Here is a 26,184-nt window from a genome sequence, read left to right on the forward strand (position 1 = left end):
CTTAACTCCTTGAGATAACCAGAACATTTCACGCCTGCCGATCGGTGCGCTCCGGTGTGTCAATCGGCTTGGCCTTTTGCCGGAAGTGCCGCCAGGCGAGATGCCCGAGCAGCAGGGCGAGCCAGCCGGCCAGCAGCATCGCGCCGACGGGGATGGTGGCGACCATCAGCCACCCGAGAACGCCCATCGTGTAGAGCAGCCCACCCATATCGACGCCGGCGATCACGCACGGGGTAACGCTCCCCTCATTGACCGAGCACCCCGCCGCGCCAGCGACGAGGGAGACGATCAGCACCGACAGCACCGGAAACAGCGCGAAGCCGAGAATGGTGAGCAGGGCGACGGTATAGGCGCGGACCATGGCCCGTAGAGGTACTCCAGCCGCGCGCCGGACGCTACGGCACTCGCCGGCGTCGGACCGGAACATGCTCCCCGACCTCACTCCGTCCGGGCTCGAACACGCGCAACAGCATCCGCCATACGCTCATCAGGCTCATCATCGGCGCCTCCCCTGCTTGCGGGAGCCCACCCGTGCGGCACGGGCGCATAAGGCGTCGATGCGGTTTTACCGCCGCCGGCATAAGGCGCGGGAAAAGAGCGGCGGGGCTTATGCCGTCTTTATGTAAGGCGCCGCATCTTCCCATCGCTCCTTGAGCCGGCCCTGCCTAGCTTTCGGGATGCGGCGCACATCCCGCGCCGCGTACCCGGCATGGAAACATGAGCACTCTCAAATGCATGGTCGCCGATCGTCTCAACCCGATCGCCAACCGCCTGCGTTTCGCCGTCGGCAGGGATGCCCTCGGTCGGTGGGTCGCCATCGAACTCCACGGACGCGGCGGTGGCTTTTTCCGTTCCAGGGAAGCCGCCCTGCACTACGCCACATCCGAATGCGGCGGACGCCGCCGCGCGGTGCGCCTCGCCCGCCGCCCGCTGTCGCTTGCCCTGTGATGGAGGCCGCCCATGCTCAGCGGCACCCTTATTCCTCTGGTCACTCCCTTCCTCGCCGGCATGATCGACGAGGACGCCTTCGCCCACCACGTCGAGACGCTGCTCGCCGCCGGCGTGAGCGGCTTCGTCACCGGCGCCATCGCCGGTGAGGGCCTCACCCTGACGCCGCGCGAGAAGGAGCGGCTGATCCGCGTCGCCGTCGAGGCGACGGGCCGGCGCGTGCCGGTCATCGCCGCCACCGGCACCAACGCCACCGAGGCGACCATCCTCGCCACCCGCGCGGCGCGCGACGCCGGGGCCTCGGCGGCGCTGCTGGTGACGCCCTACTACAACAAGCCCTCGCAGGAAGGCATGTACCGGCATTTCAAGGCGGTCGCGGAAGCCGTCGACCTGCCGCTCATCCTGCACAATACGCCCCAGCGCACGCAGGTGACGCTGGCGCCCGAGACCCTCGACCGGCTCGGCCAGCTTCCCAGCATCTTCGCGCTGCTCGACGAGAGCGACGATCTCTGCCGGCAGCGGGCGGTCGCGGAAGTCTGCGCCGAGCGGCTCTGGCGCATCGCGCCCGGTAGCCTTGCCGCCTTCCTGCCCGGCCTCCGGCCGCCGCGCGCCTGCATGTCGCTCGCCGCCAACATCGCCCCGCACCTGTGCGTGAGGCTGTGGGAACACCGGCTCGCCGGGCGCGGCAAGGACGTCGCCGCGCTGGCGGCGGCGCTCGATACGCTTCAGCACGCGCTGGACCTCGAGCCGGAGCCGGTCGGCGCCAAATACGCCATCTCGCTGCTGACGCCGACCTTCAGCCCCGCGCCGCGTCTGCCGCTCACGGCGGCAACGCCGGCCGCCGCCTCCGCCATCCGCGTCGCGCTCGCCGCCCTTGCCGGCACGCATGAGCGCGCGCTTCATCCGGTGTGAACATCATGTATCCGAACGAACAGCATCCCCTGCGCCACCGCCGCCATCGCCCGACCCGCTATGCGAGCACCCACGCACTGATGACCCGCATGGCGGTGATGATGAGCGTGCTCTTCGCGCTCAGCATGGTGCTCAGCCATCTGAGCCGGCCGGACAGCGCCGACGCGCCCGCGGCAGCGCCGGTCGATACGCTGGTGCCCACGACAGCGCGCTGAGTCAGGGTCCTATTGCCGCTCGGCCACGGCCGCGTCCGGCAGCCGGGCGGCGAGCAGACGCGCCGCCGTCAGGCTCGGATGATTGTCGTCGAACAGCAGCGGCTTGCCCTCCGCCAGCATCGAGCACTCGCCGTCCTGGCAGAACACGTCGGCCGGGCGCAGCACCCGCACGCGCGGATCGAGCCCGGCGAGCAGCGCCTCGAACCCGTCATCCGCCGCCCGGAAGCGCGCCCCCCGCCCGAAGGCGAGATGGGTCGGCACATCGTAGCCGGGGCTCGGCATCGGCCCCATCAGCACGACCTCGCGTCCCCGCTCCGCCAGCGCGTTGGCCGTGGCGACGATGCCGGCAAGCGCTTCCGGCGGCAGGACGCGATAGTGGGCGGCCAGAACCACCGGCCCGCCGTTCCCGGCCGACAGCTCCGCCAGCACCTGGTCATTGTGCGCCCGGCAGTCCGGGCGCGGCGCGGGCGCGTAGCCGAGCGCCGGCGGGCAGGCCGAATAGGTGATCATGGTGACGCGGTAGCCGAAATCGGCCAGCGCCGAGGACAGCTCGATCCCGTGGCTGTCCGCCCACACCGTCACCTCCCCCTTCGTCCCGTCGCCGCGCGTGCAGTAACCGCCGGGACGGCCGATGCCGGAGGCGATATGGCAGTCCAGCCGCAGCGGGCTGATGTCGTAGCGCGCCCGGTCGAAAGTGATCTGCTGCGCGTCGAGGCCGCCGAGATTGCCCCGCGCCGCCCGTAGCACGCCCCCGGCCGTCAGCACCGCCACGACGCCCGCCGCCGTGGCGGCGAGCAGCCGGCGCGTCGGCATGGCCGTGCGGTCGCGGAAGGGCTGTTCGACAAAGCGCCACGAGAGATAGCCGAGCAGCAGGGAGACGCCGAGGATGATCGCCGGCTCGGCCCGCCCGAGGTCCACCGCCCCGCTGCGGGCGAAGACGGTGATCGGCCAGTGCCAGAGATAGAGCGAGTAGGAGATGAGCCCGATCCCGACCATCGCCCGCGCCGACAGGAAGCGCCCCACCCACGTTCCCGGCGCGGCGAGGATCAGCAGCGCCGCGCCGAGCACCGGCAGGATGGCCGCATAGCCGGGGAAAGGCGTCGTGTCGTCGAAGAGGAAGATCGCGCCGGCCAGCATCAGCAGCCCGGCGCTCGCCAGCATCTCGTCGAGCCAGCGCGGCCGCCCGCCGGACGGCAGATAGCCGAGAAGCCCCCCGGCCAGTAGTTCCCAGGCCCGCATCGGCAGGAGATAGAAGCTCGCCTCCGGGTGGCGCGGCGTGAGCGCGACGCACAGGCCGAGCGACAGTGCGGCCAGCGCCGACAGCACGACGATCTGGCGGCGCCGCCCCCATCCGGCCACGGCCAGCATGACCAGCGGCATGAACAGGTAGAACTGCTCCTCCACCCCGAGCGACCAGGTGTGCAGGAACGGCTTGGTCTCCGCCGCCGCCGCGAAATAATCCGAGGTGAGCCAGAAATAGATGTTGGCGACGAAGCCCAGCGCCGCCATCGCCTGCTTCGGCACGTCGCGGTTCATGGTCGGCAGCAGGAAGACGCCGGCCAGCAGCACCGTGACCGCGCTCATCACGATCAGCGCCGGCAGGATGCGGCGGATGCGACGCTCGTAGAAGCGGGCGATCGACCACGCGCCGCTCTCCGCCTCGCGGCGCAGGATCGCGGTGATCAGATAGCCGCTGATGACGAAGAAGACGTCGACGCCGACATAGCCGCCCGGTACGGCCGCGACGCCGGCATGGAAGAACAGCACGGCGAGGACCGCGATCGCCCGCAGCCCGTCGATATCCGCCCTGTAGGACAACGCCATTGCGCTCGTTCCGGCCCCGGGATCGCGGCGGGAGAACCCGCCGCGTCGGGGACTTGTAATGCGCGGATGGCGGCTGGTTCAACCTTGCCGTCCACCCTCGTCGTCTATGCGGCAGCCGGCACCCAAAAGCAGAAAGCCCGGCCGGAGCCGGGCTTTCGTATCTTCCAATGCGTTCCGGCTCAGTAGGGCGAGACGCACTGCTGGCGCGGGGCGCCATAGGGCTGGAACGTGTTGTCCGAGACCCGATAGGAGCGATAGCGGTTGGCGCACCACTGAACATGCGCGTTGACGCCGCCCGCCCCATAGGACGGGGCCGGATAGGCCGGCGCCGGCTGGGCGGCGATGGCGCCACCGATCAGCGCACCGGCCGCGAAGGCAGCGGCGGGATACCACCAGCCATTATAGTTGCGATAGCCCGGGCGGTAATAGTTGTAACCGCGATGGCCATTATAATAGTGGCGGCCGCCATTGTAATAATAGCCGCGACGATAGCGCACCTGCTCCACATTGGAACCGGGAGCACTCAGGCCAGACGGCTTCCATGGCGCAGACATGGCGGGAACAACGCTGGACGTCACCAGGGTCGCAGCGGCAGCGAGAGCAAGCGTCAACTTCTTCATCGCGGCATTCCTCCGTAATACATTCCGTTACCGAAGTGGTAGCGAAGTGTCGATGAATGCTTGCTGAATGAAATCGGTCGGGAAAACGGCGGATCGACGGTTTCTTCCGCGCCAGCAAGCACCCGCATCATGCGGTATCCGACGACCTAACGCGCAAGGGCGCGCCACGTTCCCATGGCGCGCCCCGGCGTTCCTCACGAAAGAAGAATGAGGCGTCAGTCGGTGCCCGGATCGGCGGCGAACCCGGCAGCCACGATGCCGGCGGTCGCCGCCGCCTCGTCGTTCTCCGACGTGTCGCCGGAGATGCCGACGGCGCCGATCACCTCGCCGCCCGCCTCGCGGATCAGCACGCCGCCCGGCACCGGCACCAGCGCGCCGCCGGCGACGTGGCTCACCGCCGCGACGAAGAAGGCCTGCTCCTTCGCCCGCTTGAAGATGGAGCGCGAGCCCATGCCGAGCGACAGCGCGCCATAGGCCTTGCCGTGGGCGACCTCGAAGCGCTTCAGGCTGGTGCCGTCCTCGGCGGCCGACACCTTCACGGCGCCGCGCGCGTCGAGCACGACGATCGCCATCGGCTTGAAGTTGCCCTGCCGGCAATGGTCGAGGGCGGTGGAGAGGATGGTCTGGGCGGCTTTCAGGCTCAGGGTCATGGGCGGCTGCTCTCGCTGCTGGCCGCGCTCGCGGGCGAGGCGTGCCCGGAGCCGCGGATCATGTCGATCGCCCTCCCGATAAGCGGCCAGAACAACATGATCAAGGCCAGCGTGGTGATCGTGCCCACCAGCTTGTTCGACCAGAAGATGCCGATGCCGCCGTCGAGGCCGATCATCGACTGGCGGAAGGCGTCTTCGGCCTTGTCACCGAGCACCAGCGCCAGCGTCATCGGCGCGAGCGGGATGCCGATCTTCTTGAACACGTAGCCGACGATGCCGAAGCCCAGCATCAGCCAGATGTCGAACATCGCGTTCTGCACCGCGAAGGCGCCGACCGCGCAGGAGACGATGATCATCGGCGCGATGGTGGCGAAGGGCACGCGCAGCACCGAGGCGAAGAGCGGCACGGTGGCGAGCACGATGATGAGGCCCGCGATGTTGCCGAGATACATGGAGGCGATCAGGCCCCACACGAAGTCCTTCTGCTCGACGAAGAGCAGCGGGCCGGGCTGCAGGCCCCACACCATCAGGCCGCCGAGCAGCACCGCCGCCGTGCCCGAGCCGGGAATGCCCAGCGCCAGCATCGGCAGCAGCGCCGAGGTGCCCGCCGCGTGCGCCGCGGTCTCCGGCGCCAGCACGCCCTCAATCTTGCCCTTGCCGAACTGGGCGCCGTCGCGGGAGAAGCGCTTGGCGAGGTTGTAGCCCATGAAGGAGGCCGCGATCGCCCCGCCCGGCGTTACTCCGAGCCAGCAGCCGATGGCGGAGGAGCGTAGCAGGGTCATCCAGTAGCGCGGCAGGGTGAGCCAGGTGCGCCACACCACCGAGAGGCGGATCTTCGCCTCCTGCCCCTTGAAGGCGAGATGCTCCTCCATGGCGAGCAGGATCTCGGAGATGCCGAACAGGCCGATCACCGCGACGAGGAAGTCGAAGCCGCGCAGCATCTCGATCGAGCCGAAGGTCATGCGCAGCTCGCCCGACACCGTGTCCATGCCGACCGCCGCCAGCAGGAAGCCGATGGTGAGCGAGATGATGATCTTGTGGCGCGCTTCCTTGCCGAGGCCGACGAAGGAACAGAAGGTCAGCAGATAGACCGCGAAGAATTCCGGCGGGCCGAAGCGCAGCGCGAAGCTGGCGATCCATGGCGCGAGGAAGGTGATCAGCATCACCGCGACGATCGAGCCGACGAAGGAGGCGGTGAAGGCGGCGGTGAGCGCCTCGGCCGCCTCGCCCTTCTGCGCCATGGGATAGCCGTCGAAGGTAGTCGCTACCGACCATGCCTCACCCGGTATGTTGAACAGGATCGAGGTGATGGCGCCGCCGAACAGTGCCCCCCAGTAGATGCAGGACAGCAGCACGATGGCCGAGGTCGGGTCCATGGTGAAGGTCAGGGGCAACAGGATCGCCACGCCGTTCGGTCCGCCAAGGCCGGGCAGCACGCCCACCAAGATGCCGAGGCAGATGCCGACCAGCATCAGCATCATGTTGTGGGCGGTCAGGAGGACGCCGAAGCCGTGAAACAGGGAGTCGAGTGCTTCCATGGGGCCCTCCTCTAGAAACCGAACGCCGCTTCGAGCGGACCCTTGGGCAGCAGCACGTTGAACTGCATGTCGAAGATGTAGAACATGAGACCGGAGAAGATCAGGCCGGTCAGGATCGACTTCCAGACCGACAGCTTGCCGATGAAGATCATGAATGCCGAGACGAAGACGAAGCTCGCGACGTAAAGACCGAGGAGCTGTACCAGGAGGACGAAGAGGATCGTCGGAATGAACACGCGCAGCACGCGCCCGAAGGCCGAACGTCCGACGAAGATCTCGTCCCGCAGTTCCTCGCTGCGCAGCGCGGAAGCAATGCCGACGAGGCTCGCCCCGCCCAGCAGCACCGAGAGGTAGAACGGGAAGTAGCCCGCCTGCGGCCCGTCCGGCGCCCAGCCGGCCCCGATCCGCCAGTTGTCCCAGCCAAGGAAGACGGCGACGCACAGAAGAAGCGCCATCACCACGACTTCGACGCTGCGCGTCGACACCAGAGCGGGATCGACTTCCGCGTTCGGGTCATCGGACATCGGTATTCTCCAGAAGAAGGGGCCGGCCGGGAGGCGGCGGGGTCGCGGCGCCGCGCATGTGCGCGCCTCTCATTGCGAAGCCCGTCGGGCCGGCACGGCAGCAGACGAAAGCGATGCCGGCGCCCGCAAAGGGTGCGCCGGCACGCAGGCTCATCAGTTGGTGGCGACGAAGCCGGACTGGGTCATGAGGTCCTTGTAGAGGGCCTCGTCCTTCTCGAGGAACTTGACCATCTCCTCGCCCTTCAGGTCGGAGGGCTTCAGCGCCTGCTTCTCGAGATATTCCTTGAACTCGGTCGTCTCGACGAGCTTGCCGAGCAGCTCCTGATAGAATGCCACCTGGTCCGGCGTCACGCCGGACGGCAGGAACACGCCGCGCAGCATGATCCACTGGAAGTCGACGCCCTGCGACTTGCAGGTCGGGATATCCTTCCAGGACAGATCGGCGGTGACCTTGGCCTCATAGTTCATCGGCTCGTTGTCGAAGACGCACAGCGCCTTCACCTGCCCGGCACGCCAGACGGCGATGTTCTCGGACGGGTTGTTGACGTTGGCCTTGATGTGGTCGCCGACCAGCTGGGTCGCCGCCTCGCCGCCCGACTTGTAGGGGATGTAGCTGAACTTCACCCCGGCGATCCGCTCGACCGCGGCGGCCAGGATGTGGTCCTCGCGCTTGGAGCCGGTGCCGCCGAGCTTGAACGAGCCGGCCGGCTCCTTCTTCACCGCCGCGAGGAATTCCTGCGCGTTCGCATAGGGGGCGTTGGCGTTCACCCACAGCACGAAATTGTCGAAGGCGAGGATGCTGATCGGCGTGAGCTTGCGCCAGTCGAAGGGCAGCTTGTTGGCCAGCGGCAGCGTGTAGATGGCCGAGTTGGAGATGACCATCTTGTAGGGGTCGCCGGCGCTCGCCAGCATGTCCATCAGCCCCTCGCCGCCATTGGCACCGCCCTTGAGCGTCACCACGACCGGGGTGGGCGAGAGCTTATTGTTCTGGATCGCGGCCTGCATCATGCGGGCCATCTGGTCGGAGGCGCCGCCGGCGCCGGCGGGCACGATGATCTCGATGGGCTTGGTCGGCTGCCAGGCCGCGAACGCGGGCGAAATGGCGGGCGACAGGGCGAGCCCGGAAAGGCAGACCGCGAGCACGGCTGCCCGTTTAGAGACGAGGCTCTCGAACATGCGTCATTCCTCTCTTGTGAACGGCGCCCGATTGGTTCCGGGCGTCCAAAGCGTTTCCTGCTGTGTTCTTAGTCTTACGCATTTTTGCGTTATGCATTCATAATGCAAAACGGAACTGTTTAAATCAAGCGGACTTTTCGCCGCTATTCCGCCGCCTCCAACTGACGTGTCGTGCCGCCGGAGCGTGCCGCCGCGACGCTGCGCGCCAGCACCTCGACGACGTGGATCGCGTCGCGCTCCGCCCCGTCATGGATCTGGTGGCGGCAGGACGTGCCGTCCGCGACCACCAGCGTGCCGGGCTCCGCCTCGCGCACGGCCGGCAGCAGCGAGAGCTCGGCCATGGCGAGCGAGGTGTCGATGGTCTCGGCGTGATAGCCGAACGCCCCGGCCATGCCGCAGCAGCTCGATTCCACCACCTCGACATGGAGCCCCGGCACCAGCCGCAGCGCCTTCTCCACCGCGCCCATGGCGCCGAAGGACTTCTGGTGGCAGTGCCCATGCAGCAGCGCCTTCTCGGCCACCGGCGCCAGCGGCAGGTCGAAGCGGCCGGCATCGATCTCGCGGGCGATGAATTCCTCGATCAGCAGCGCATGGGCGGAAAGGTGCTGCGTCGCCTCGCCCGGCAGCATGGAGGGCAGTTCGTCGCGGAAGGCGAGCAGGCAGCTCGGCTCCAGCCCGACCACCGGCACGCCGCGGGCGATGAAGGGCGCATAAGTCTCGACCACCCGCCGCGCCTCCGCCTTCGCCTCGTCGACGAGGCCGGCGGAAAGGAAGGTGCGCCCGCAGCACAGCGCGCGCTTGGCGCCGTCCGCCGGGCGCGGCATGTGCACCCGGTAGCCGGCGGCGGTCAGCACCTCCAGTGCGGCGAGGATGTTCTCCTTCTCGAACCAGCGGTTGAAGGTGTCGGCGAACAGCACGACCTCGTGCCCGTCCGCCGGCCCGAATTCGGTCTGGTCCTCGCGGAAGGCATCGGCGCGCCAGCGCGGCAGGGTTCGGCGGGCGCTGAACTGGGCGACCACCTCCGAGAGCTTCGCCGCCCCCGGCAGCACGTCGCGCAGGTTCAACAGCCACGGCACGCGGGAGGCCAGCCCCGCATAGCGCGGCAGATAGGCGACCAGCTTCTGGTGCAGGGTGATGCCCTTGGCCTTCGCCCGCGCCGCCAGCGCCTCGATCTTCATCTTGGCCATGTCGACGCCGGTCGGGCATTCGCGCCGGCAGCCCTTGCAGGAGACGCACAGCTTCAGCGTCTCCATCATCTCGTCGGAGGCGAGCGCATCGGGGCCGAGGCGGCCGGAAATAGCGAGGCGCAGCGTGTTGGCGCGCCCGCGCGTCACGTCGCGCTCGTTGCGGGTCACCCGGTAGCTCGGGCACATCACCCCGGCGACAGCCTTCCGGCAGGCGCCGTTGTTGTTGCACATCTCGATGGCGCCCTGCAGGCCGCCGCCCTCGCCGGAATAGCCCGTCCAGTCGAGCGCCGCCTTGATCGGCTCCACCTTGTAGTCGGGGGCGTAGCGGAACAGGCCGCGGTCGTCGAATTTCGGCGCCCGCACGATCTTGCCCGGGTTGTAGAGCCCCTTCGGGTCGAAGCGGTCCTTCACCTCCTCGAAGGCGCGCACGAGGCGCGTGCCGAACATCGTCTCGTGGAACTCGGAGCGCACGATGCCGTCGCCGTGCTCGCCCGAATGCGAGCCCTTGTACTCGCGCACCATGGCGAAGGCTTCCTCGGCGATGTTGCGCATCGCCTTCACGTCCTTCTCCAGGCGCAGGTTCAGCACCGGGCGCACATGCAGGCACCCTTCCGAGGCGTGGGCGTACCAGGTGCCCTTGGTGCCGTTCTTCTCGAACACCTCGGTGAGACGCGCCGTGTAGTCGGCGAGGTGCGGCAGCGGCACGGCGCAATCCTCGACGAAGGAGACAGGTTTGCCCGCCTGCTTCATCGACATCATGATGTTGAGGCCGGAGGTGCGTACATCGGCGATGGCCGCCTGCAACCCCGCCTCGTGCACCGGCACGACACCGCCCCATTTGGCCCCGGCGCGGTCCCAGCCGAAGCCGAGATCGCCCATCGTGTCTTCCAGCAGCTTCAGCCGGCGCGCATTCTCGGCCTCGTCCTCGGCGAACTCCACCAGCAAGATGGCGTCCGGCGTGCCGCGCACGAACTGCTTCAGCGTCGCCTGGAACATCGGGATCTCGCTCGCCAGCGCGAGCAGCGTCGCATCGACCAGCTCGACCGCGATGGGCTTGAGCTTCACGAGGTGCTGAGCGGCGTCCATCGCCGCGTAGAAGCTGCCGAAATGGCAGGCGCCGATCACACGTCTGCCGATCAGCGGCCAGAGCTTCAGCTCGACGCGGGTCGAATAGGCAAGCGTGCCCTCAGAGCCCACGAGAATGTGCGCGAGGTTGTAGCCGCGCTCGTTCGGCACCAGCGCGTCGAGATTGTAGCCGCCGACGCGGCGCTGCACGCGGGGGAAGCAGTCGGCGATCTCGCCCGCCTCGCGCGCGCCGAGGTCGAGCAGATCGCGCACCAGCGGCGCCAGCGGCATGTCCGCCGGCAGGTCCGCGAGATTGTGGTCCACCTGCCCGAAATGCGCCTTCGCGCCGTCCGCGAGCATCGCGTCGATGGAGATGACGTTGTCGCGCATCGTGCCGTAGCGCAGCGAACGCCCGCCGCAGCTGTTATTACCGGTCATCCCGCCGATGGTCGCGCGGCTGGCGGTGGAGACGTCGACCGGGAACCACAGGCCGTGCTTCCTGAGCTGGCGGTTGAGGTCGTCGAGCACGATGCCCGGCTCGACCACGCAGCGCCGGCCCTCGACGTCGAGTTCGAGGATGCGGTTGAGGTGCCTGGAGCCGTCGATGACGAGCGACTCGTTGATGGTCTGGCCGCATTGCGAGGTGCCGCCGCCGCGCGGCGTGACGGGAATGCCCTCGGCGCGCGCCAGCGCGATCGCCCGCTCCGCCTCTTCCGTGGTGCGCGGCACGACAACGCCTAGCGGCATGATCTGATAGAACGAGGCGTCGGTGGCGTAGCGCCCGCGATTGAAGCGGTCGAACCACACATCTCCCGAAACTTCCGCCTTCAGGCGCCGCTCGAGTCCGGGCGCCAGTCGTGCCGCCATGATGCTTTCACTCCCTCACGTCCCTCAGTGCGTCCGTCTCACAAATCCCGTGAACGCCCCGTGGACTTGATCGCATTTTGCATTCATAATTCATTTATGCAAGATCAAGGGCGCGGGGAATGGCATCCCCGGCCTTATGTGCACAAACCGGCGCGTCTGATCGCCGTGCCGCCAAGGGAGAGAACACCGATGTCCAGCAATGCCGCCCGGGTCGCGGGTCGTCATTTCCTGCAGATTCCCGGCCCGACCCCGGTGCCCGACCGCATTCTGCGGGCGATGGACATGCCGACCATCGACCACCGCGGTCCCGAGTTCCAGAAGCTCGGCAAGCGCGTGCTGGAAGGCATGAAGAGCGTCTTCAAGACCGCCAATCCGGTCATCATCTACCCCGCCTCCGGCACCGGCGCCTGGGAGGCCGCGCTCGCCAACGTGCTCTCGCCCGGCGACAAGGTGCTGATGTTCGAGACCGGCCATTTCGCCACGCTGTGGAAGAACATGGCGATCAAGCTCGGCCTGCACCCGGAGTTCATCGCCTCGGACTGGCGCATCGGCGCCGACGCCGACGCCATCGAGGCGCGGCTGCGCGAGGACAAGAACCACGAGTTCAAGGCGGTCTGCGTCGTCCATAACGAGACCTCGACCGGCTGCATCTCGCGCATCGCCGAGGTCCGCAAGGCCATCGACAATGCCGGCCACCCCGCGCTGCTCCTCGTCGACACCATCTCCTCGCTGGCCTCGATCGACTATCGCCACGACGAATGGGGCGTGGACGTCACCGTCTCCGGCTCGCAGAAGGGCCTGATGCTGCCGCCGGGCCTGTCCTTCAACGCCCTCTCGCCCAAGGCGCTCGCCGCGGCGAAGAAGTCGACCATGCCCAAGCTGTTCTGGTCGTGGGAGGAGATGATCCCCCACAACGAGAAGGGCTACTTCCCCTACACGCCCGGCACCAACCTGCTCTACGGCCTCGCCGAGGCCATCGACATGCTGCACGAGGAAGGGCTGGACAACGTCTTCGCCCGCCACGACCGCCACGCCGAGGCGACCCGCCGCGCGGTGCGCGCCTGGGGCCTGGAGGTTCTGTGCCGCGATCCGAAGTACTACTCGTCCTCGCTGACCGCCGTGCTGATGCCCGAGGGGCATGACGCCGACGCCTTCCGTGAGAAGACGCTCGACCATTTCGACATGTCGCTCGGCACCGGCCTCACCAAGCTGTCGGGCCGCGTCTTCCGCATCGGCCACCTCGGCGACACCAACGACCTGACCATCCTCGGCGCGCTGTCGGGCGTCGAGATGGGCCTCGCCCTCGCCGGCGTCCCGCACAAGAAGGGCGGCGCGCAGGCGGCGATGGACTACCTCGCCGAGTGCGCCTCGAACCCGCTGCGCGCCGCTGCGTAAGCCCTTCCGCTCCGGCCGGCTTGCGAAATCCGCCGGCCGGAGCGATTTAAGGGACGTTGGGAAATGTCATGCCGCGCCGGGAGCGCGGCATCTGGGAGAGCCGCCGCATGGCGATGTCGGACACGGCCATCATTCCGCGCCGCAGCCTGCATGACGAGCTGGCCGCGCAGCTGCGCGACATGCTCATGCGCGGCGATCTCAAGGCCGGCGACAAGATCTCCGAACAGGCCCTGTGCCAGCGCTTCGGCGTCTCCCGCACCCCGCTGCGCGAGGCGCTCAAGGTGCTCGCCAATGAGGGGCTGCTGATTCTCTCGCCCAATCGCGGCGCCAGCGTCGCGCGCGTGTCGCCCGAAGAGGTCGACGAGCTCTTCCCGATCATGGGCGCGCTGGAAGCGGTGGCGGGCGAGGCCGCCTGCGCCCGCGCCAGCGATGCCGACGTCGCGAGCGTGCAGGCCATGCACGATGAGATGCTGGCGTATTATCGGGCCGGCGACCCCGCCGCCTATCTGCGGCTGAACCGGGCGATCCACGAGAAATTCTTCGAGCTCGCCGGCAACCACGCGCTCAGCCAGCTCTACCAGACCCTCATGGTACGCATCCACGCGGTGCGCTTCATCGCCCAGAAGTCCAGCGAACGCTGGCGCGAGGCGGTGCAGGACCACGAGGAGATGATGGCCGCGCTGAAGGCGCGCGACGGCGTGCGGCTCGGCACCATCCTCAAGGAGCACCTGCGCCACAAGGCGGCGATGGTGCACGAATCGCTCGACCAGCTCGACAGCCACGCGGCGGAGTAGGATGCTCCGACATTTCCTATGGGAAGGTCGTCATGGCCGGGCTTGGCCCGGCCATCTACATCTTGATGGGAGCGATCAAAGACATGGATCCCCGGGCCAGGCCCGGGGATGACGGTCGTCGGAGAGTGAGGACAGCCCTCACGCCGCCTTCAGCGCCGCCGCGCTTTTCAGCGCCCCTTCCAGCGCCGCGTCGCGCTGGCCGGCGGCGATGCCGTCCGCGGCGATGAATTCTGGCGTGATGCCGATGAAGCCGAACACCCAGCGCAGATAGGTTTCGGCGTGCTCACCGGCCGCCGCCGCGGCGTTGTTCCCGTAATGGCCGCCGCGCGCCAGCGCGACGATCACCCGCTTGCCGGCGGCGAGGCCCGCCACCGTGCCGTCCGCGTTGTAGGCGAAGGTCTTGCCGGGCACGAGGATGCGGTCGATCCAGGCGCGCAGCTGGGTGGGGATCGAGAAATTATACATCGGCGCGCCGATCACCACGATGTCGGCGGCGAGGAAGTCGTCGAGCGCCTGCTGGCTCGCCGCGTCGCCCTGCCCGCCCGAGAGCGGGTGGTCGGCCGGCATGCTGGCGGGCGTCGCGTGCGGCAGCGGATTAGCCGCCAGATCGCGATAGACCACCTTCAACGAGGGATCGGCGGCGGTGAGCCGCGAGACGATGGCGGAGGTGACCTGACGGCTCACCGAATGGCCGCCGAGAATGGAGGAGTCGATGTGCAGGAGCGCGCCGTTCGACATGATGGGACCTGTGATTTCCTAGGTTACGTTTTGTGACCTGGACTAATTACGTGCCCATCCCTACATTCCACAAGAACGCACATGCTCCATACCGAGGCACACCGAAGTGACTGAGGCACATCCGCATTTCCACAGCGAGGACTGCCGCAAGGTCAGCCGCCTGCTTGCCCGCATCGGCGACAAATGGAGCGTGCTGATCGTCATGCTGCTGGCGAACGGGCCGCGCCGCTTCAACGAGATGAAGCGCATGATCGACGGCATCTCGCAGCGCATGCTCACCCTCACCCTGCGCGGTCTGGAGCGCGACGGGCTGGTCTCGCGCACCGTCTACCCGACCATCCCGCCGCGGGTCGATTACGAGCTGACGCCGCTCGGCCATTCGCTGCGCGAGCCGGTCATGGCGCTCGGCCAATGGGCGCAGGCCAATCTCGGCGCGATCGCCGCCGCGCAGGAGGATTTCGACCGCCGCTGCGCCGCCGAGGGCAAGGATTCGGGCCACAGCCCGCCGGATGTCGCGCGTCCCCATATCCGGGCGTGACGCGCGGCGCACCCTCGCCCGCTTCTCCCATCCCACTGATTCATAAAAGAGAATTCTATTACCGGACCACTCCATCGCGTGGCGACCGGAGACCTGTCCGCCACTCCCGCGCCGTCCCTCGGCCGGCATCGAGCGAAAATCGCATCTATAATTATTGATGTGAAATGATTGATGCGATAGCGTTCCCCTCAAGAACCGCGAGGCAAAGCCCGCTCAAATAATTCTCATGGGGAGGAATTGAATGCCCAAGCACGCCCTAACTGCGTTTGCGCTCACGCTTTCGGTGGTCGTCCCGACCGCCGCGCTCGCCGAATGGAAACCGAACCGCCCGGTGGAGTTCGTCGCCGCGGCCGGCCCCGGCGGCGGCACCGACACCTTCGCCCGCGTCGTCCAGTCGGCGCTCAGCAAGAACGAGTTGCTCACCACGCCGATCATCGTCAGCAACAAGTCCGGCGGCTCCGGCGCGGAGACCTTCATCTACGCCAAGTCGAACAAGGGCGATCCCTACAAGCTCTATTTCGGCACGCAGGACGCCTATGTCCTGCCGCTCGCCAACAAGCTCTCCTACAGCCAGAAGGACCTCACCCCGGTCGCCGCGATGGTGTTCGACCCCTTCATCCTGTGGGTGAATCCGAAGACCTCGGGCATCGAGGACGTCAAGGGCTTCATCGCCAAGGCGAAGGAGAATCCCGGCCAGCTCAAGCTCGGCGGCGCCAAGGCCAAGGAAGCCGACGAGACGCTGATGACGCTCATCGAGCACAAGACCGGCGTCGACCTCACCTACATCCCCTACAAGTCGGGCAGCGAGGCGGCCATCCAGGTGGCCGGCGGGCACATCACCGCCAACGTCAACAATCCCAGCGAGAGCGTCGAGCAGTGGAAGGCCGGCGTGCAGAAGCCGCTCTGCGTGTTCGAGAGCGAGCGCCTCGCCGACAAGACCGTCATCGCCGACGGCATGTCCTGGAACGACGTCCCGACCTGCGTCGAGGCCGGCATCGACGTGAAGACCTTCGCCCAGCCGCGCACCATCTGGGCGGCCGCGGACATCCCGCCGGAGGCGCTCGCCTACTACACCGAGCTGTTCACCAAGGCGGCCGGCACGCCGGAGTTCAAGGGCTATCAGGAGCGTGGCGCGCAGATCCCGCGCCTGCTCACCGGCAACGCCTTCAAGGACTTCATCAAGCAGCACGAGGCCACCTACGCCGAGATCTACAAGGCGAATGGCTGGCTGCGCGCCGAGCAGTGAGCCCGCGCTTTTGGTGAAACGAGGGGCGGCGCGCCCGCCCCTTCTCCTTCTCGACCCGGATCGCAGATCCTGCGGGAGCGCGACGGCGTGCCCGCCCCGGAGTGACGTCATGGATATCTCGCGCAACACCATGGAGATCGCGACCGCCTGCGCCACCGCCCTCGTCGGCGGCGTCGTGTGCTACGGCGCGTCCCTCAACGGCATCAGCTGGAACGAGAGCGGTCCGCAGCCGGGCTATTTCCCCTTCTATATCGGCGCCCTCATCATCTTCGGCAGCGCCGCCACCATCCTCCAGACGGTGCTGCGCCGGGCCTCGACCTCCGACGTCTTCATCGACGGCGAGCGGCTGCGCACCATCGTCGCCTTCTTCCTGCCGATCGTCGTGATGGTGGCGATCTCCGCCTGGCTCGGCCTCTACATCGGCATGGCGCTCTACACCTTCTACGCCATGCGCATGGCCGCCGGCTTCCGCACCGCGACCTCGCTGCTCACCGCCGCCATCGTGGTCGCGGTCAACTTCGTCATCTTCGAGAAGATCTTCATGGTCCCGCTGCTGAAGGGGCCGATCCTCGAATATTTCGGCATCTACTGAGAACAAGAAGAAGAGACGGGAGAGGGAACGGCCATGGGCAATTTCGGCCAGTTGATGGACGGCTTCGCCGTCGCGCTCACCGCCCACCATGTGATGATCATGGCGGTGGGCGTGCTGCTCGGCCTGGTGGTCGGCGTGCTCCCCGGCCTCGGCGCGCCCAACGGCGTGTCGCTGCTGCTGCCGCTCACCTTCACCATGGACCCGATCTCGGCGATCATCCTGCTCACCTCCATGTACTGGGGCGCGCTGTTCGGGGGATCGACGACCTCCATCCTGTTCAACATTCCCGGCGAACCCTCCTCCGTCGCCACGACGTTCGACGGCTATCCGCTCGCCCGGCAGGGGCAGGCGGTGCGCGCGCTCACCCTCGCCTTCACCTCGGCCGGCATCGGCGCCCTCACCGGCGTCATCGTCATCACCCTGCTGTCGAGCTGGGTCGCCAATTTCGCCATGCGCTTCGGCGCGGCCGAGTATTTCGCGGTCTACTTCATGGCCTTCGCCAGCTTCATCGGCATGGCCGGAGGCTCGCCCTTCAAGACGCTGGTCTCAATGATGCTCGGCTTCGCCGCCGCCACGGTGGGCATCGACACCATCTCCGGCGAGAGCCGCCTGACCTTCGAGATCGACGAACTTATCGGCGGCATCAGCTTCCTCATCGCCGTCATCGGCCTGTTCGGCCTCGGTGAGCTGCTGCTCACCATGGAGGAAGGGCTGAAGTTCGAGGGCGTGAAGGCCAAGCTCGACATGCGCACCATCCTGCGCACGGTGGCCGAAGTGCCGCGCTACTGGGTCACGCTGGTGCGCAGCGCGCTCATCGGCTGCTGGATGGGCATCACGCCGGGCGGCCCGACCGCCGCTTCCTTCATGAGCTACGCACTGGGCCGGCGCTTCTCCCGCCGCGGCAGGAATTTCGGCAAGGGCGAGCCCGAAGGCATCGTCGCGCCCGAGACCGCCGACCATTCGGCCGGCTCCTGCGCGCTGCTGCCGATGCTGGCGCTGGGCATTCCCGGCTCCGCCACCGCCGCGGTGATGATGGGCGGCCTGATGATCTGGGGCCTCTCGCCCGGCCCGATGCTGTTCTCCACCCGGCCGGACTTCGTCTGGGGCCTCATCGCCTCCATGTACATGGGCAACCTCATCGCCGTCGTGCTGGTGCTCGCGACCGTGCCGCTCTTCGCCTACATCCTGCGCGCGCCCTTCACCGTCGTCGGGCCGATGATCACCATCGTCTGCGTCATCGGCGCCTACACGGTCGCCAACCACGTATTCGACATCTGGCTGGCGCTGGCCTTCGGCATCGTCGGCTACGTCTTCAAGAAGCTCGACTACCCGCTCGCGCCCTTCGTCCTCGCCATGGTGCTGGGCGACAAGGCCGAGGACGCCTTCCGCCAGGCCATGCTGACCTCGGACGGCTCGCCCGCGATCTTCTTCTCCAACGCCCTCGTCTCCACCATGATGGGGCTCGGCATCCTGCTGCTGTGCCTGCCGCTGATCACCGTCCTGTTCAAGGGCGGCCTGTTCGGCCGGCCGGCCGCCGGCGACGCCGAGGCCCACGGGAGGTCGGCGTGATCGTCTTCCCGATACCGGCGGTTCCCGGCTATCCTTCCGTCGGGAAACGCTCAGGCTCGCAGAAGCCGCCAAGGATAAAACGCATGCCGTCCGCTCCGATCGTCCGACACTCTCTCCACGAATCCCTCGTGGCGCCCTTGCGGGAGATGATCCTGCAGGGCGAACTGCGGCCCGGCGAGAAAGTGCCGGAGGAGCAGCTGTGCGAGCGCTTCGGGGTCTCCCGCACACCGATCCGCGAGGCGCTGAAGGTGCTCGCCGCCGAGGGCGTGCTGCAGATCCTGCCCCATCGCGGCGCCATCGTCGCGCGCATCACCGAGGAGCAGATCGAGGAGCTGTTCCCGATCATGGCCTCGCTGGAGCGCCTCGCCGGCCTGCTCGCCTGCGCCCGCGCCAGCGATGCCGACATCGCCCGCGTCCGCGCGCTGCACGACCGGATGATGGAGTATTTCGAGAAGGGCGAGGAAGTGGAGTATCTGCGCCAAAACCGGCTGATCCACGAATCCTTCTTCGAGATCGCCGGCAACGTCACGCTGTCCGCCTTCTACCAGCAGATCCTCACCCGCATCCACGCCTGCCGCTTCGTCGTGCGCAAGAGCCGCGAGCACTGGGCCGCCGCCGTGGTCGAGCACAACGCCATGATCGAGGCGCTGGAAGCGCGCGACGCGCCCCGCCTCGCCGCCCTGCTCGAAACCCACGTCATGGGCACCACCTCCGGCATCGCCCGCGCCTTCATCAACCGCACCAGCGTGGAAGCCCCGGCCGAGCCGGCGGATGAGCGTGGCGCGGCGCGGGGGCGCAGGACATCGACCTCCGAGCCGGTCTGAGATCCCCGGCTCCGCCCGCTCCGGCGGAGCCGCTTCCGTCATTCGTAATTATTGATTGTGAATTCGGGCGCCGCGCCCACCGCAGAAAGGTAGAACCGATGAGCGATGTTCTGGATCAGGCCCGGGAAAATCCCGCCGCCGGCAATCCCGCCAGCACACCGCAGCGCGAGGCGCGGACGGAGGGCGCGGCGCGCCCGCTGCCGCTGGCCGGCGTGCGGGTTCTCGACGTCAGCCAGGTGATGGCCGGTCCCTATAGCTGCATGCTGCTCGGCGACCTCGGCGCCGACGTCATCAAGATCGAGCCGCCGGGCACCGGCGACCAGACCCGCGGCGCCATGGGGTTCAAGATGAAGGGGCCCGACAGCATGGGCTTCCTCAACATGAACCGGAACAAGCGCTCGGTCGCCGTGAACCTCAAGAGCGAGGCCGGCCGCGAGCTGTTCTACGAGCTGGTGAAGAGCGCCGACATCCTGGTCGAGAACTACCGGCCGGGCGTGATGAAGAAGCTCAAATGTGACTATGAGACGGTGCGCCAGTACAATCCGCGCCTCGTCTACGCCTCCATCTCCGGCTTTGGCCAGACCGGCCCCTGGGCCGGCCGCCCGGGCTTCGACCTGATGGCGCAGGCCATGTCCGGCGTGATGAGCGTCACCGGCCATCCCGGCGGCCTGCCGGTCAAGGCCGGCGTGCCGGTGGCCGACATCGGCTGCGGCCTGTTCGCCACCTATGCCGTGCTCGCCGCCTATATCGGCGCCAAGAACACCGGCGAAGGCCAGTACATCGACGCCTCGCTGTTCGAGGCCGCCCTCGCCTTCTCGGTGTGGGACATCTCCGAATATTGGGGCCGCGGCACCCAGCCGATCCCGCTCGGCACCGCCAACCGCATGAGCGCGCCCTATCAGGCGGTGAAGTCCTCCGACGGCTATTTCGTCATGGGCGCCACCAACCAGAAGCTCTGGCTGCAGCTGTGCGAGACCATCGGCCGGCAGGATCTCCTCGAGGATCCCCGGTTCAAGACCAATCCCGACCGGCTCGCCCATCGCGAGGAGCTGATCGTCGAGCTGGAGAAGACCTTCGTCACCCGCACCTCCGACGACTGGGTGGAAAGCCTGCTCGCCGTCGGCATCCCCGCCGGCACCATGCACAGCTACCCGGAAGCCTTCGAGAGCGAGCACGGCCGGCACCGCCAGATGCGCATCGAGATCGACCATCCCAACGAGGGCAAGGTGTCGAACATCGGCTTTGCGGTTAAGCTGACCGGCACGCCGCAGCAGGTGCGCCGGCATCCTCCCCTGCTCGGCCAGCACACCGACGAAGTGCTGAAGGAGATCGGCCTCGACGCCGCCGCCGTCGAAGCCCTCACCGCCCGTGGAGCCTTCGCGCCATGAACCTCGCCACCACAACCGTCGCCAGGCCCGAGGCACCCGCCGCGCCGGACCAGGGAACCGTCCGCTTCACGAAGGACGGCGCCGTCGCCCGCCTCGTCTTCGACCGACCCTCCGCCCGCAACGCCATGACCTGGCGCATGTATGAGGAACTGGCGGCGGCCTGCGCGGCCATCGCCGCCGATCCGTCCATCCGCGTGGCCGTGCTGCGCGGCGCCGGCGGCAAGGCGTTCGTCGCCGGCACCGACATCGAGCAGTTCCGCGCCTTCTCCTCCGGCAATGACGGCATCGCCTATGAGGAGAAGGTGGAGCACTATGTCGGCGGACTGGAAGCCCTGCCCGTTCCCACCGTCGCGGTGGTGGAAGGCTGGGCGGTCGGCGGGGGCATGGCGCTGGCCAATGCCTGCGATTTCCGCGTCGCCACGCCCGGCGCGCGCTTCGGCGTGCCCATCGCCCGCACCCTCGGCAACTGCCTGTCGGCGTCCAACGTCCAGCGCCTCGCCGCCACGCTCGGCGTGAGCATGGTCAAGCGCATGCTGCTGCTGGCCGAGACGCCCGTCGCCGAGGAACTGCCGCCCGGCTACGTCTCCATCGTTCCGGCGGAGGAGATCGACGCGAAGGTCGAGGAGCTGTGCGCGCGCCTCGCCGGCCATGCGCCGATCACGCTGCGCGTGACCAAGGAGATTCTGCGGCGCCTCGCCCGCGACCCGCACGCCGCCGATTCCGATCTGGTGCGCGAAACCTATGGCAGCGCCGATTTCCGCGAGGGCGTCGAGGCCTTCCTGGCCAAGCGCCCGCCGAACTGGCGGGGCGTCTAGGCCCCGCGCAGGCCCTCTGCAGGCTCTCCCTCGAGGAGCAACTGAAAAGCCGGCGACCCGTCAGGATCGCCGGCTTCCTTTCTTCCGGGATATGGACCCGCCTCAGCGGATCGGCGGCGCGTACTGGATGCCGCCGGCGCTCCAGAGCTGGTTGATGCCGCGGGGGATGCCGAGCGAGGACTGCGAGCCGATATTGCGCTCGAACACCTCGCCGTAATTGCCGACATTCTTGACGATCCGCACCGCCCAGTCCTTGGTCAGGCCGAGCTGCTCGCCATAGGCGCCGTCGGTGCCGACAAAGCGCTTCACGTCCGGCTTGTCGGACTTGAGCGCCTGGTCGAGGCTCGCCGTGCTGATGCCCAGCTCTTCGGCGTTCAGCAGCGCGTAGAGGCTCCACTTGACGATGTTGAGCCACACGTCGTCGCCCTGGCGCACCACCGGGCCGAGCGGCTCCTTGGAGATCACGTCGGGCAGCACGATGTGGTCGGCGGGCTTGGGCAGCTTCAGGCGCAGCGCGTAGAGCTGCGACACGTCGGTCGTCAGCACGTCGCACTTGCCGTCGGCATAGGCCTTCACCACCTCGTCGACGGTCGGCAGCTGGATCAGCTCCAACTCCATCTTGTTCTGCTTGAAATAGTCCTGCGCGTTGAGGGCGCTGGTCGTGCCGCTCTGGGTGCAGACCTTGGAGCCGCCGAGTTCCAGCGCGCCCATCACGTTCTTGCCGGCCGGCACCATGAAGCCCTGGCCGTCATAATAGGAGATGCCGGCGAAAAGCAGCTTCAGCTCGGCCTCGCGCTGCAGCGTCCAGGTCGAGTTGCGGGAGAGGACGTCGATCTCGCCCTTCTGCAGCGCTGGGAAGCGCGCCTCGGCGGAAAGCGGCACATACTCCACCTTGGAGGGATCGTCGAAGACCGCCGCCGCCACCGCGCGGCAGAAATCGACGTCGAAGCCGCTCCAGGCGCCCTTGTCGTCCTTGGCCGAGAAACCGGCGAGGCCCTGGCTGACGCCGCACTTCAGCGTGCCGCGCGCCTTCACGTCGGACAGCGTGTCCGCATGGGCGAAGCCGGCCGTGAGAAGAACGCCGGCGGCGGCCAGCGCGGTTGCGATCCTGTTCATGTTTCCCCCAGATCGGTCGACGGCACCGGAAGGTCCGGCGCGTCGATATTCACAAAAACCGGACGCTCAGAGCTCGGGCGCCTGACGGATGATCACCTTCGTCCCCACCGGCACGCGGTTGTAGAGGTCCTGCACGTCCGCGTTCACGAGACGGAAGCAGCCGGAGGAGATCGCCATGCCGATGGTGTTCGGCATGTTGGTGCCGTGGATGCGGTAAACCGTGGAGCCCAGATAGAGCGCGGCAGCGCCCATCGGGTTGCCGGGACCGCCGGCCATGAAGCGCGGCAAATAGGGCTGGCGCTGGATCATCTCCGGCGGCGGCGTCCAGTCCGGCCACTCCGCCTTGCGGGTCACCTTCTGCAGGCCGGCCCACTGGAAGCCGTCGCGGCCCACGCCGATGCCGTAGCGCAGCGCCCGGTTGTCGCCCTGCACGAGGTACAGGAAGCGCTCATTCGTATGGACGATGATCGTGCCCGGCGGCTCGTTGGTGCGGAAATAGACCGGCTGCCGGCGGAAGGCCGGGTCGAGCTGCTCCTCGTCGGCCGACGGCACGTAGCCGGGCTTCTCCGGCACGTCGACGATCTGGTTGCCCATGCCGCCCGGCGGACGCATCTGGGCGTCCGCATCGGCGGCCATAAAGGACAGGGCGGCCACGGCGGCCAGCGCTGCTCCCATCATGCGATGACGCATTCGTCACTTCCCCTCTTGAAGGCGTCCTCCCGCGCGAAAGCGGGGTGCCGAGTCACGGGTCGTCCCGCCGGGGATCGAACGGGGGAAATGCCGCCAAGTCAATCACAGTAAGATGAAATCTGCGCCGGAGGACGAAGCCCGGCGCAGATTTTGCCAATCGTTCAGCGCAGGTAGCTGCCGGCCAGCGCCTCGAAGCGCTCCTGCCGGCCCGAACGCGGCTGCGGGTCGAGGCCGGCGGCTTCCACCCGCGCGGCGATGGCGTCGAGCGAGGAGCCCGGCGCCAGCATCGCCCTGGCGTCCGGCGTCTGCCAGCCGGCATAGCGCTCGTCCACCGCATGCTGGAGAGCGCCGTCCTCGATCATGTCGGCGGCGATCAGCAGTGCCCGCGCACACACGTCCATGGCGGCGGCGTGGGCGATGACGAGGTCCTCCGGCTCGATCGACTGGCGGCGCACCTTGGCGTCGAAATTGGTGCCGCCGGTGGTGTAGCCGCCCGCCCGCAGGATCTCGTACATGGCGAGCGCGGTGTCCTCGACATTGGTCGGGAACTGGTCGGTGTCCCAGCCGGACTGGGCGTCGCCCTTGTTCATGTCGATCGAGCCGAACACGCCGAGCGCCGCCGCCATGGCGATCTCGTGCTCGAAGCTGTGGCCGGCGAGCGTGGCGTGGTTGGCCTCGATGTTGAGCTTGACCTCCTTCTCGAGGCCGGCCCGGCAGAGCAGGCCGTACACCGTGCCGACATCGAAGTCGTACTGGTGCTTGGTCGGCTCCTGCGGCTTGGGCTCGATCAGGATGGTGCCCTTGAAGCCGATCTTGTGCTTGTGCTCGACCACGAGGTTGAGGAAGCGCGCCATATGGTCGAGCTCGCTCTTCAGGTCGGTGTTCAGCAGCGTCTCATAGCCCTCGCGCCCGCCCCAGAGCACGTAGTTCTGGCCGCCGAGCTCGTGCGTCACCTCCAGCACGGTCTTTACCTGCGCGGCGGCATAGGCGAACACGTCCGGGTCCGGGTTGGTCGCCGCGCCGGCCATGAAGCGGCGGTTGGAGAACAGGTTCGCCGTGCCCCAGAGCAGGCGCACCTTCGAGGTCTCCATCTTCCTGGCGAAGATGTCGGCGATGGCGCGCACATTCGCGTTGCTCTCCTTCAGGCTGCGGCCCTCGGGAGCGATGTCGCGGTCATGGAAGGCGAAGAACGGCGCGTCGAGGATGCGGAACAGCTCGAAGGCAACGTCCGCCTTGGCGCGGGCGAGCGCCATCTCGTCGGCGCCGTGCATCCACGGACGCAGGAAGGTCTCGCCGCCGAAGGGGTCGCCGCCCGGCCAGGTGAAGCTGTGCCAGTAGGCGACGGCGAAGCGCAGATGGTCCTCCATCCGCTTGCCCAGCACCACGCGGTCCTTGTCGTACCAGCGGAAGCTGAACGGGTCGCGGCTCTCCGGGCCGGCATATTTCAGCGGCTCCGTGGAAGCGAAGAAACCGGCGGGCGCATTCATGAGGTCACTCCCTTGAGCGCGGGATACAGCGCCCGGTAGAGCGCGTGCCGTTCCGCATAGGCTTGTTGAAGGGCCGGATCGGGCTCGATGGTCTCGATGCGGCGCGGCGGCAGGCAGATGTCGGCCGGCGCCTCGCCGGTCGCCGCCATGCGCGCCAGCCGGGCGGCGCCGAACGCCCCGCCGCGCTCGCCGTCCTCGATCCGGTTGAGCGGCAGGCCGAGCACGCTCGCCAGCACCGCGATCCAGAAGCGCGAGCGCGAGCCGCCGCCGATCACATCAGCCTCGCTCAGCCGCGTCCCGGCGGCGCCGAGCGCGTCGAGGCAGTCCTTGAAGGCGAAGGCGACGCCCTCCAGCACCGCCTGCGTCATCGTCTCGCGCGTCGCGTCATGGTCGAGCTCGGCGAAGGTGGCGCGGATCTTCGTGTCGTTGTGCGGCGTGCGCTCACCCGAGAGGTAAGGCAGGAAGATCGCCTTGGAGGGCGCCTGCGGCGCCGCGCCCAGCGGCGCCAGCAGGTCGCCCGGCGTCTGCTGGGCAACGTTCGACCACCATCCCAGCGCCGAGGCGGCGGAGAGGATCACGCCCATCTGGTGCCAGGTCGCCGGTATGGCGTGGCAGAAGGCATGGACGCTCGATTCCGGGTTCGGCGCGTAGCGGTCGGTGGTCGCCCACAGCACGCCCGAGGTGCCGAGCGAAACGAAGGCGTTGCCGGCCTTGATGGCGCCGAGGCCGATCGCCCCGGCGGCATTGTCGCCCGCCCCGCCGGCCAGCACCGGCGGCGTCGTCATGCCCCAGCGGGCGGCGAGCTCCGGCATCAGCCGTCCGGCGGCCGCGCTGCCCTCGACGAGGCGCGGCATGTTCTCGCGGCTCATATAGGTGGCGGCCAGCGCCTCGTCCGACCAGTCGCGCCGGGCGACGTCGAGCCAGAGCGTGCCCGAGGCGTCGGACATCTCCTCCACCATCTCGCCGGTCAGGCGATAGCCCACATAGGCCTTGGGCAGCAGCACCTTCGCCATGCGGGCGAAGATCTCCGGCTCGTGCTTCCTCACCCACAGAAGCTTGGGGGCGGTGAAGCCGGGGAAGGCGAGATTGCCGGCGACACGGTGCAGCGCCGGGAAGCGCTCCTCCAGCTCCCGGCACTCGGCCGAGGAGCGCCCGTCATTCCACAGGATCGCCGGGCGCAGCACCGCCCCCGCCTTGTCCAGCAGCACGGCGCCGTGCATCTGCCCGGACAGGCCGACGCCGCGCACGACGGCGAGCGCCTGCGGCTTCTCGGCCTTCAGCTTGTCGATGCTGGAGAGCGTCGCCTGCCACCAGTCTTCCGGGTTCTGCTCGCTGAAGCCCGGCTGCGGGCGGGAAATCGCCAGCGGCGTCTCGGCGGTCGCGACGACGCTCTGCGCGTCGTCGACCAGCACGGCCTTGATGGCGGACGTTCCAATATCGAGGCCGAGAAACATGCCTCACTCCCT

General features: G+C 68.0%; 25 protein-coding genes. 12 read left to right on the forward strand and 13 right to left on the reverse strand.

The genetic code is table 11. The annotated features are described in order from the left end of the window. Positions 1 to 28 precede the first annotated feature (28 nt). A complete protein-coding gene (locus tag STARVERO_RS10390) occupies positions 29 to 361 on the reverse strand; it encodes a hypothetical protein (protein ID WP_200837769.1) in 333 nt (110 codons plus the stop codon). Between the two features lie 356 nt (positions 362 to 717). On the opposite strand from STARVERO_RS10390, the gene STARVERO_RS10395 reads away from it, so the two are divergent. From STARVERO_RS10395 to STARVERO_RS10405, 3 genes are read left to right on the forward strand one after another with little or no spacing between them, the layout of a single operon-like run. After that, entirely contained in the window at positions 718 to 948 is a 231-nt protein-coding gene (locus STARVERO_RS10395) for a hypothetical protein (protein ID WP_244616726.1), read from the forward strand. Between the two features lie 12 nt (positions 949 to 960). Beyond that, entirely contained in the window at positions 961 to 1,860 is a 900-nt protein-coding gene (locus STARVERO_RS10400) for a dihydrodipicolinate synthase family protein (protein WP_159598804.1), read from the forward strand. Between the two features lie 5 nt (positions 1,861 to 1,865). After that, positions 1,866 to 2,075, forward strand: a complete 210-nt coding sequence (locus tag STARVERO_RS10405) for a hypothetical protein (RefSeq protein WP_159598805.1) — start codon at positions 1,866 to 1,868, stop codon at positions 2,073 to 2,075. A 9-nt stretch (positions 2,076 to 2,084) separates the two neighbouring features. Here the strand turns inward: STARVERO_RS10405 and STARVERO_RS10410 are convergent, their stop codons facing one another. The 7 genes from STARVERO_RS10410 to STARVERO_RS10440 all read right to left on the reverse strand — a co-directional run bounded on the left by STARVERO_RS10410 (position 2,085) and on the right by STARVERO_RS10440 (position 11,526). Continuing rightward, positions 2,085 to 3,899 carry an acyltransferase family protein gene (locus STARVERO_RS10410; protein ID WP_159598806.1) on the reverse strand — a complete coding sequence of 605 codons (1,815 nt, stop codon included), beginning with the start codon at positions 3,897 to 3,899 and terminating at the stop codon, positions 2,085 to 2,087. Between the two features lie 179 nt (positions 3,900 to 4,078). After that, complete coding sequence (locus STARVERO_RS10415; RefSeq protein WP_144342207.1) at positions 4,079 to 4,519, reverse strand: BA14K family protein; 441 nt, start codon at positions 4,517 to 4,519, stop codon at positions 4,079 to 4,081. A gap of 215 nt (positions 4,520 to 4,734) precedes the next feature. Beyond that, on the reverse strand, positions 4,735 to 5,169 hold the full coding sequence (locus STARVERO_RS10420; protein WP_159598807.1) for a GlcG/HbpS family heme-binding protein: 435 nt from the start codon (positions 5,167 to 5,169) through the stop codon (positions 4,735 to 4,737). Continuing rightward, complete coding sequence (locus STARVERO_RS10425; RefSeq protein WP_144342205.1) at positions 5,166 to 6,707, reverse strand: tripartite tricarboxylate transporter permease; 1,542 nt, start codon at positions 6,705 to 6,707, stop codon at positions 5,166 to 5,168. Before STARVERO_RS10425 ends, STARVERO_RS10420 begins: the two co-directional genes overlap by 4 nt. An 11-nt stretch (positions 6,708 to 6,718) precedes the next feature. Further along, positions 6,719 to 7,231, reverse strand: a complete 513-nt coding sequence (locus STARVERO_RS10430; RefSeq protein WP_144342204.1) for a tripartite tricarboxylate transporter TctB family protein — start codon at positions 7,229 to 7,231, stop codon at positions 6,719 to 6,721. A 153-nt stretch (positions 7,232 to 7,384) separates the two neighbouring features. Next, a complete protein-coding gene (locus STARVERO_RS10435; RefSeq protein ID WP_159598808.1) occupies positions 7,385 to 8,407 on the reverse strand; it encodes a Bug family tripartite tricarboxylate transporter substrate binding protein in 1,023 nt (340 codons plus the stop codon). 143 nt (positions 8,408 to 8,550) lie between these two features. Further along, positions 8,551 to 11,526, reverse strand: coding sequence for an FAD-binding and (Fe-S)-binding domain-containing protein (locus STARVERO_RS10440; protein ID WP_159598809.1), 2,976 nt, complete (start codon positions 11,524 to 11,526; stop codon positions 8,551 to 8,553). Between the two features lie 189 nt (positions 11,527 to 11,715). On the opposite strand from STARVERO_RS10440, the gene STARVERO_RS10445 reads away from it, so the two are divergent. Together STARVERO_RS10445 and STARVERO_RS10450 are read left to right on the forward strand one after the other, a co-directional pair. Next, positions 11,716 to 12,921, forward strand: a complete 1,206-nt coding sequence (locus tag STARVERO_RS10445; RefSeq protein ID WP_144342201.1) for a pyridoxal-phosphate-dependent aminotransferase family protein — start codon at positions 11,716 to 11,718, stop codon at positions 12,919 to 12,921. 68 nt (positions 12,922 to 12,989) lie between these two features. Then, on the forward strand, positions 12,990 to 13,715 hold the full coding sequence (locus STARVERO_RS10450; RefSeq protein WP_244616728.1) for a GntR family transcriptional regulator: 726 nt from the start codon (positions 12,990 to 12,992) through the stop codon (positions 13,713 to 13,715). Between the two features lie 138 nt (positions 13,716 to 13,853). Here STARVERO_RS10450 and STARVERO_RS10455 read toward each other — a convergent pair whose 3' ends face one another. After that, positions 13,854 to 14,453 (reverse strand): FMN-dependent NADH-azoreductase, encoded by a 600-nt coding sequence (locus STARVERO_RS10455; protein ID WP_159598810.1) that lies wholly within the window; start codon positions 14,451 to 14,453, stop codon positions 13,854 to 13,856. A gap of 106 nt (positions 14,454 to 14,559) precedes the next feature. Between STARVERO_RS10455 and STARVERO_RS10460 the strand changes: the two genes are divergently transcribed. The 7 genes from STARVERO_RS10460 (at position 14,560) to STARVERO_RS10490 (ending at position 21,425) form a co-directional block, all read left to right on the forward strand. Next, the gene (locus tag STARVERO_RS10460) at positions 14,560 to 14,991 is read left to right on the forward strand and encodes a winged helix-turn-helix transcriptional regulator (protein ID WP_159598811.1); all 432 of its coding nucleotides are present in this window, start codon (positions 14,560 to 14,562) and stop codon (positions 14,989 to 14,991) included. 241 nt (positions 14,992 to 15,232) lie between these two features. Then, positions 15,233 to 16,237, forward strand: coding sequence for a Bug family tripartite tricarboxylate transporter substrate binding protein (locus STARVERO_RS10465; protein ID WP_159598812.1), 1,005 nt, complete (start codon positions 15,233 to 15,235; stop codon positions 16,235 to 16,237). Positions 16,238 to 16,346: 109 nt separating this feature from the next. Further along, entirely contained in the window at positions 16,347 to 16,829 is a 483-nt protein-coding gene (locus STARVERO_RS10470) for a tripartite tricarboxylate transporter TctB family protein (RefSeq protein WP_159598813.1), read from the forward strand. Positions 16,830 to 16,862: 33 nt separating this feature from the next. Beyond that, positions 16,863 to 18,398, forward strand: a complete 1,536-nt coding sequence (locus STARVERO_RS10475; RefSeq protein WP_144342196.1) for a tripartite tricarboxylate transporter permease — start codon at positions 16,863 to 16,865, stop codon at positions 18,396 to 18,398. Positions 18,399 to 18,481: 83 nt separating this feature from the next. Next, the gene (locus tag STARVERO_RS10480; protein WP_159598814.1) at positions 18,482 to 19,222 is read left to right on the forward strand and encodes a GntR family transcriptional regulator; all 741 of its coding nucleotides are present in this window, start codon (positions 18,482 to 18,484) and stop codon (positions 19,220 to 19,222) included. 98 nt (positions 19,223 to 19,320) lie between these two features. Then, positions 19,321 to 20,610, forward strand: coding sequence for a CaiB/BaiF CoA transferase family protein (locus tag STARVERO_RS10485; protein WP_144342194.1), 1,290 nt, complete (start codon positions 19,321 to 19,323; stop codon positions 20,608 to 20,610). Further along, on the forward strand, positions 20,607 to 21,425 hold the full coding sequence (locus STARVERO_RS10490; protein ID WP_159598815.1) for an enoyl-CoA hydratase/isomerase family protein: 819 nt from the start codon (positions 20,607 to 20,609) through the stop codon (positions 21,423 to 21,425). The genes STARVERO_RS10485 and STARVERO_RS10490 overlap by 4 nt, the downstream gene beginning before the upstream one ends. Positions 21,426 to 21,527: 102 nt before the next feature. Here STARVERO_RS10490 and STARVERO_RS10495 read toward each other — a convergent pair whose 3' ends face one another. The 4 genes from STARVERO_RS10495 to xylB all read right to left on the reverse strand — a co-directional run bounded on the left by STARVERO_RS10495 (position 21,528) and on the right by xylB (position 26,172). Continuing rightward, positions 21,528 to 22,541, reverse strand: a complete 1,014-nt coding sequence (locus tag STARVERO_RS10495) for an amino acid ABC transporter substrate-binding protein (protein WP_159598816.1) — start codon at positions 22,539 to 22,541, stop codon at positions 21,528 to 21,530. 66 nt (positions 22,542 to 22,607) lie between these two features. Beyond that, the gene (locus STARVERO_RS10500) at positions 22,608 to 23,231 is read right to left on the reverse strand and encodes a L,D-transpeptidase (RefSeq protein ID WP_144342191.1); all 624 of its coding nucleotides are present in this window, start codon (positions 23,229 to 23,231) and stop codon (positions 22,608 to 22,610) included. Between the two features lie 161 nt (positions 23,232 to 23,392). Then, entirely contained in the window at positions 23,393 to 24,718 is a 1,326-nt protein-coding gene (gene xylA / locus STARVERO_RS10505; protein ID WP_159598817.1) for a xylose isomerase, read from the reverse strand. Beyond that, on the reverse strand, positions 24,715 to 26,172 hold the full coding sequence (xylB, locus tag STARVERO_RS10510; protein ID WP_159598818.1) for a xylulokinase: 1,458 nt from the start codon (positions 26,170 to 26,172) through the stop codon (positions 24,715 to 24,717). Before xylB ends, xylA begins: the two co-directional genes overlap by 4 nt. Positions 26,173 to 26,184 lie beyond the last annotated feature (12 nt).

This window comes from Starkeya nomas (assembly GCF_902703545.1).
Classification (GTDB): domain Bacteria; phylum Pseudomonadota; class Alphaproteobacteria; order Rhizobiales; family Xanthobacteraceae; genus Ancylobacter; species Ancylobacter moscoviensis.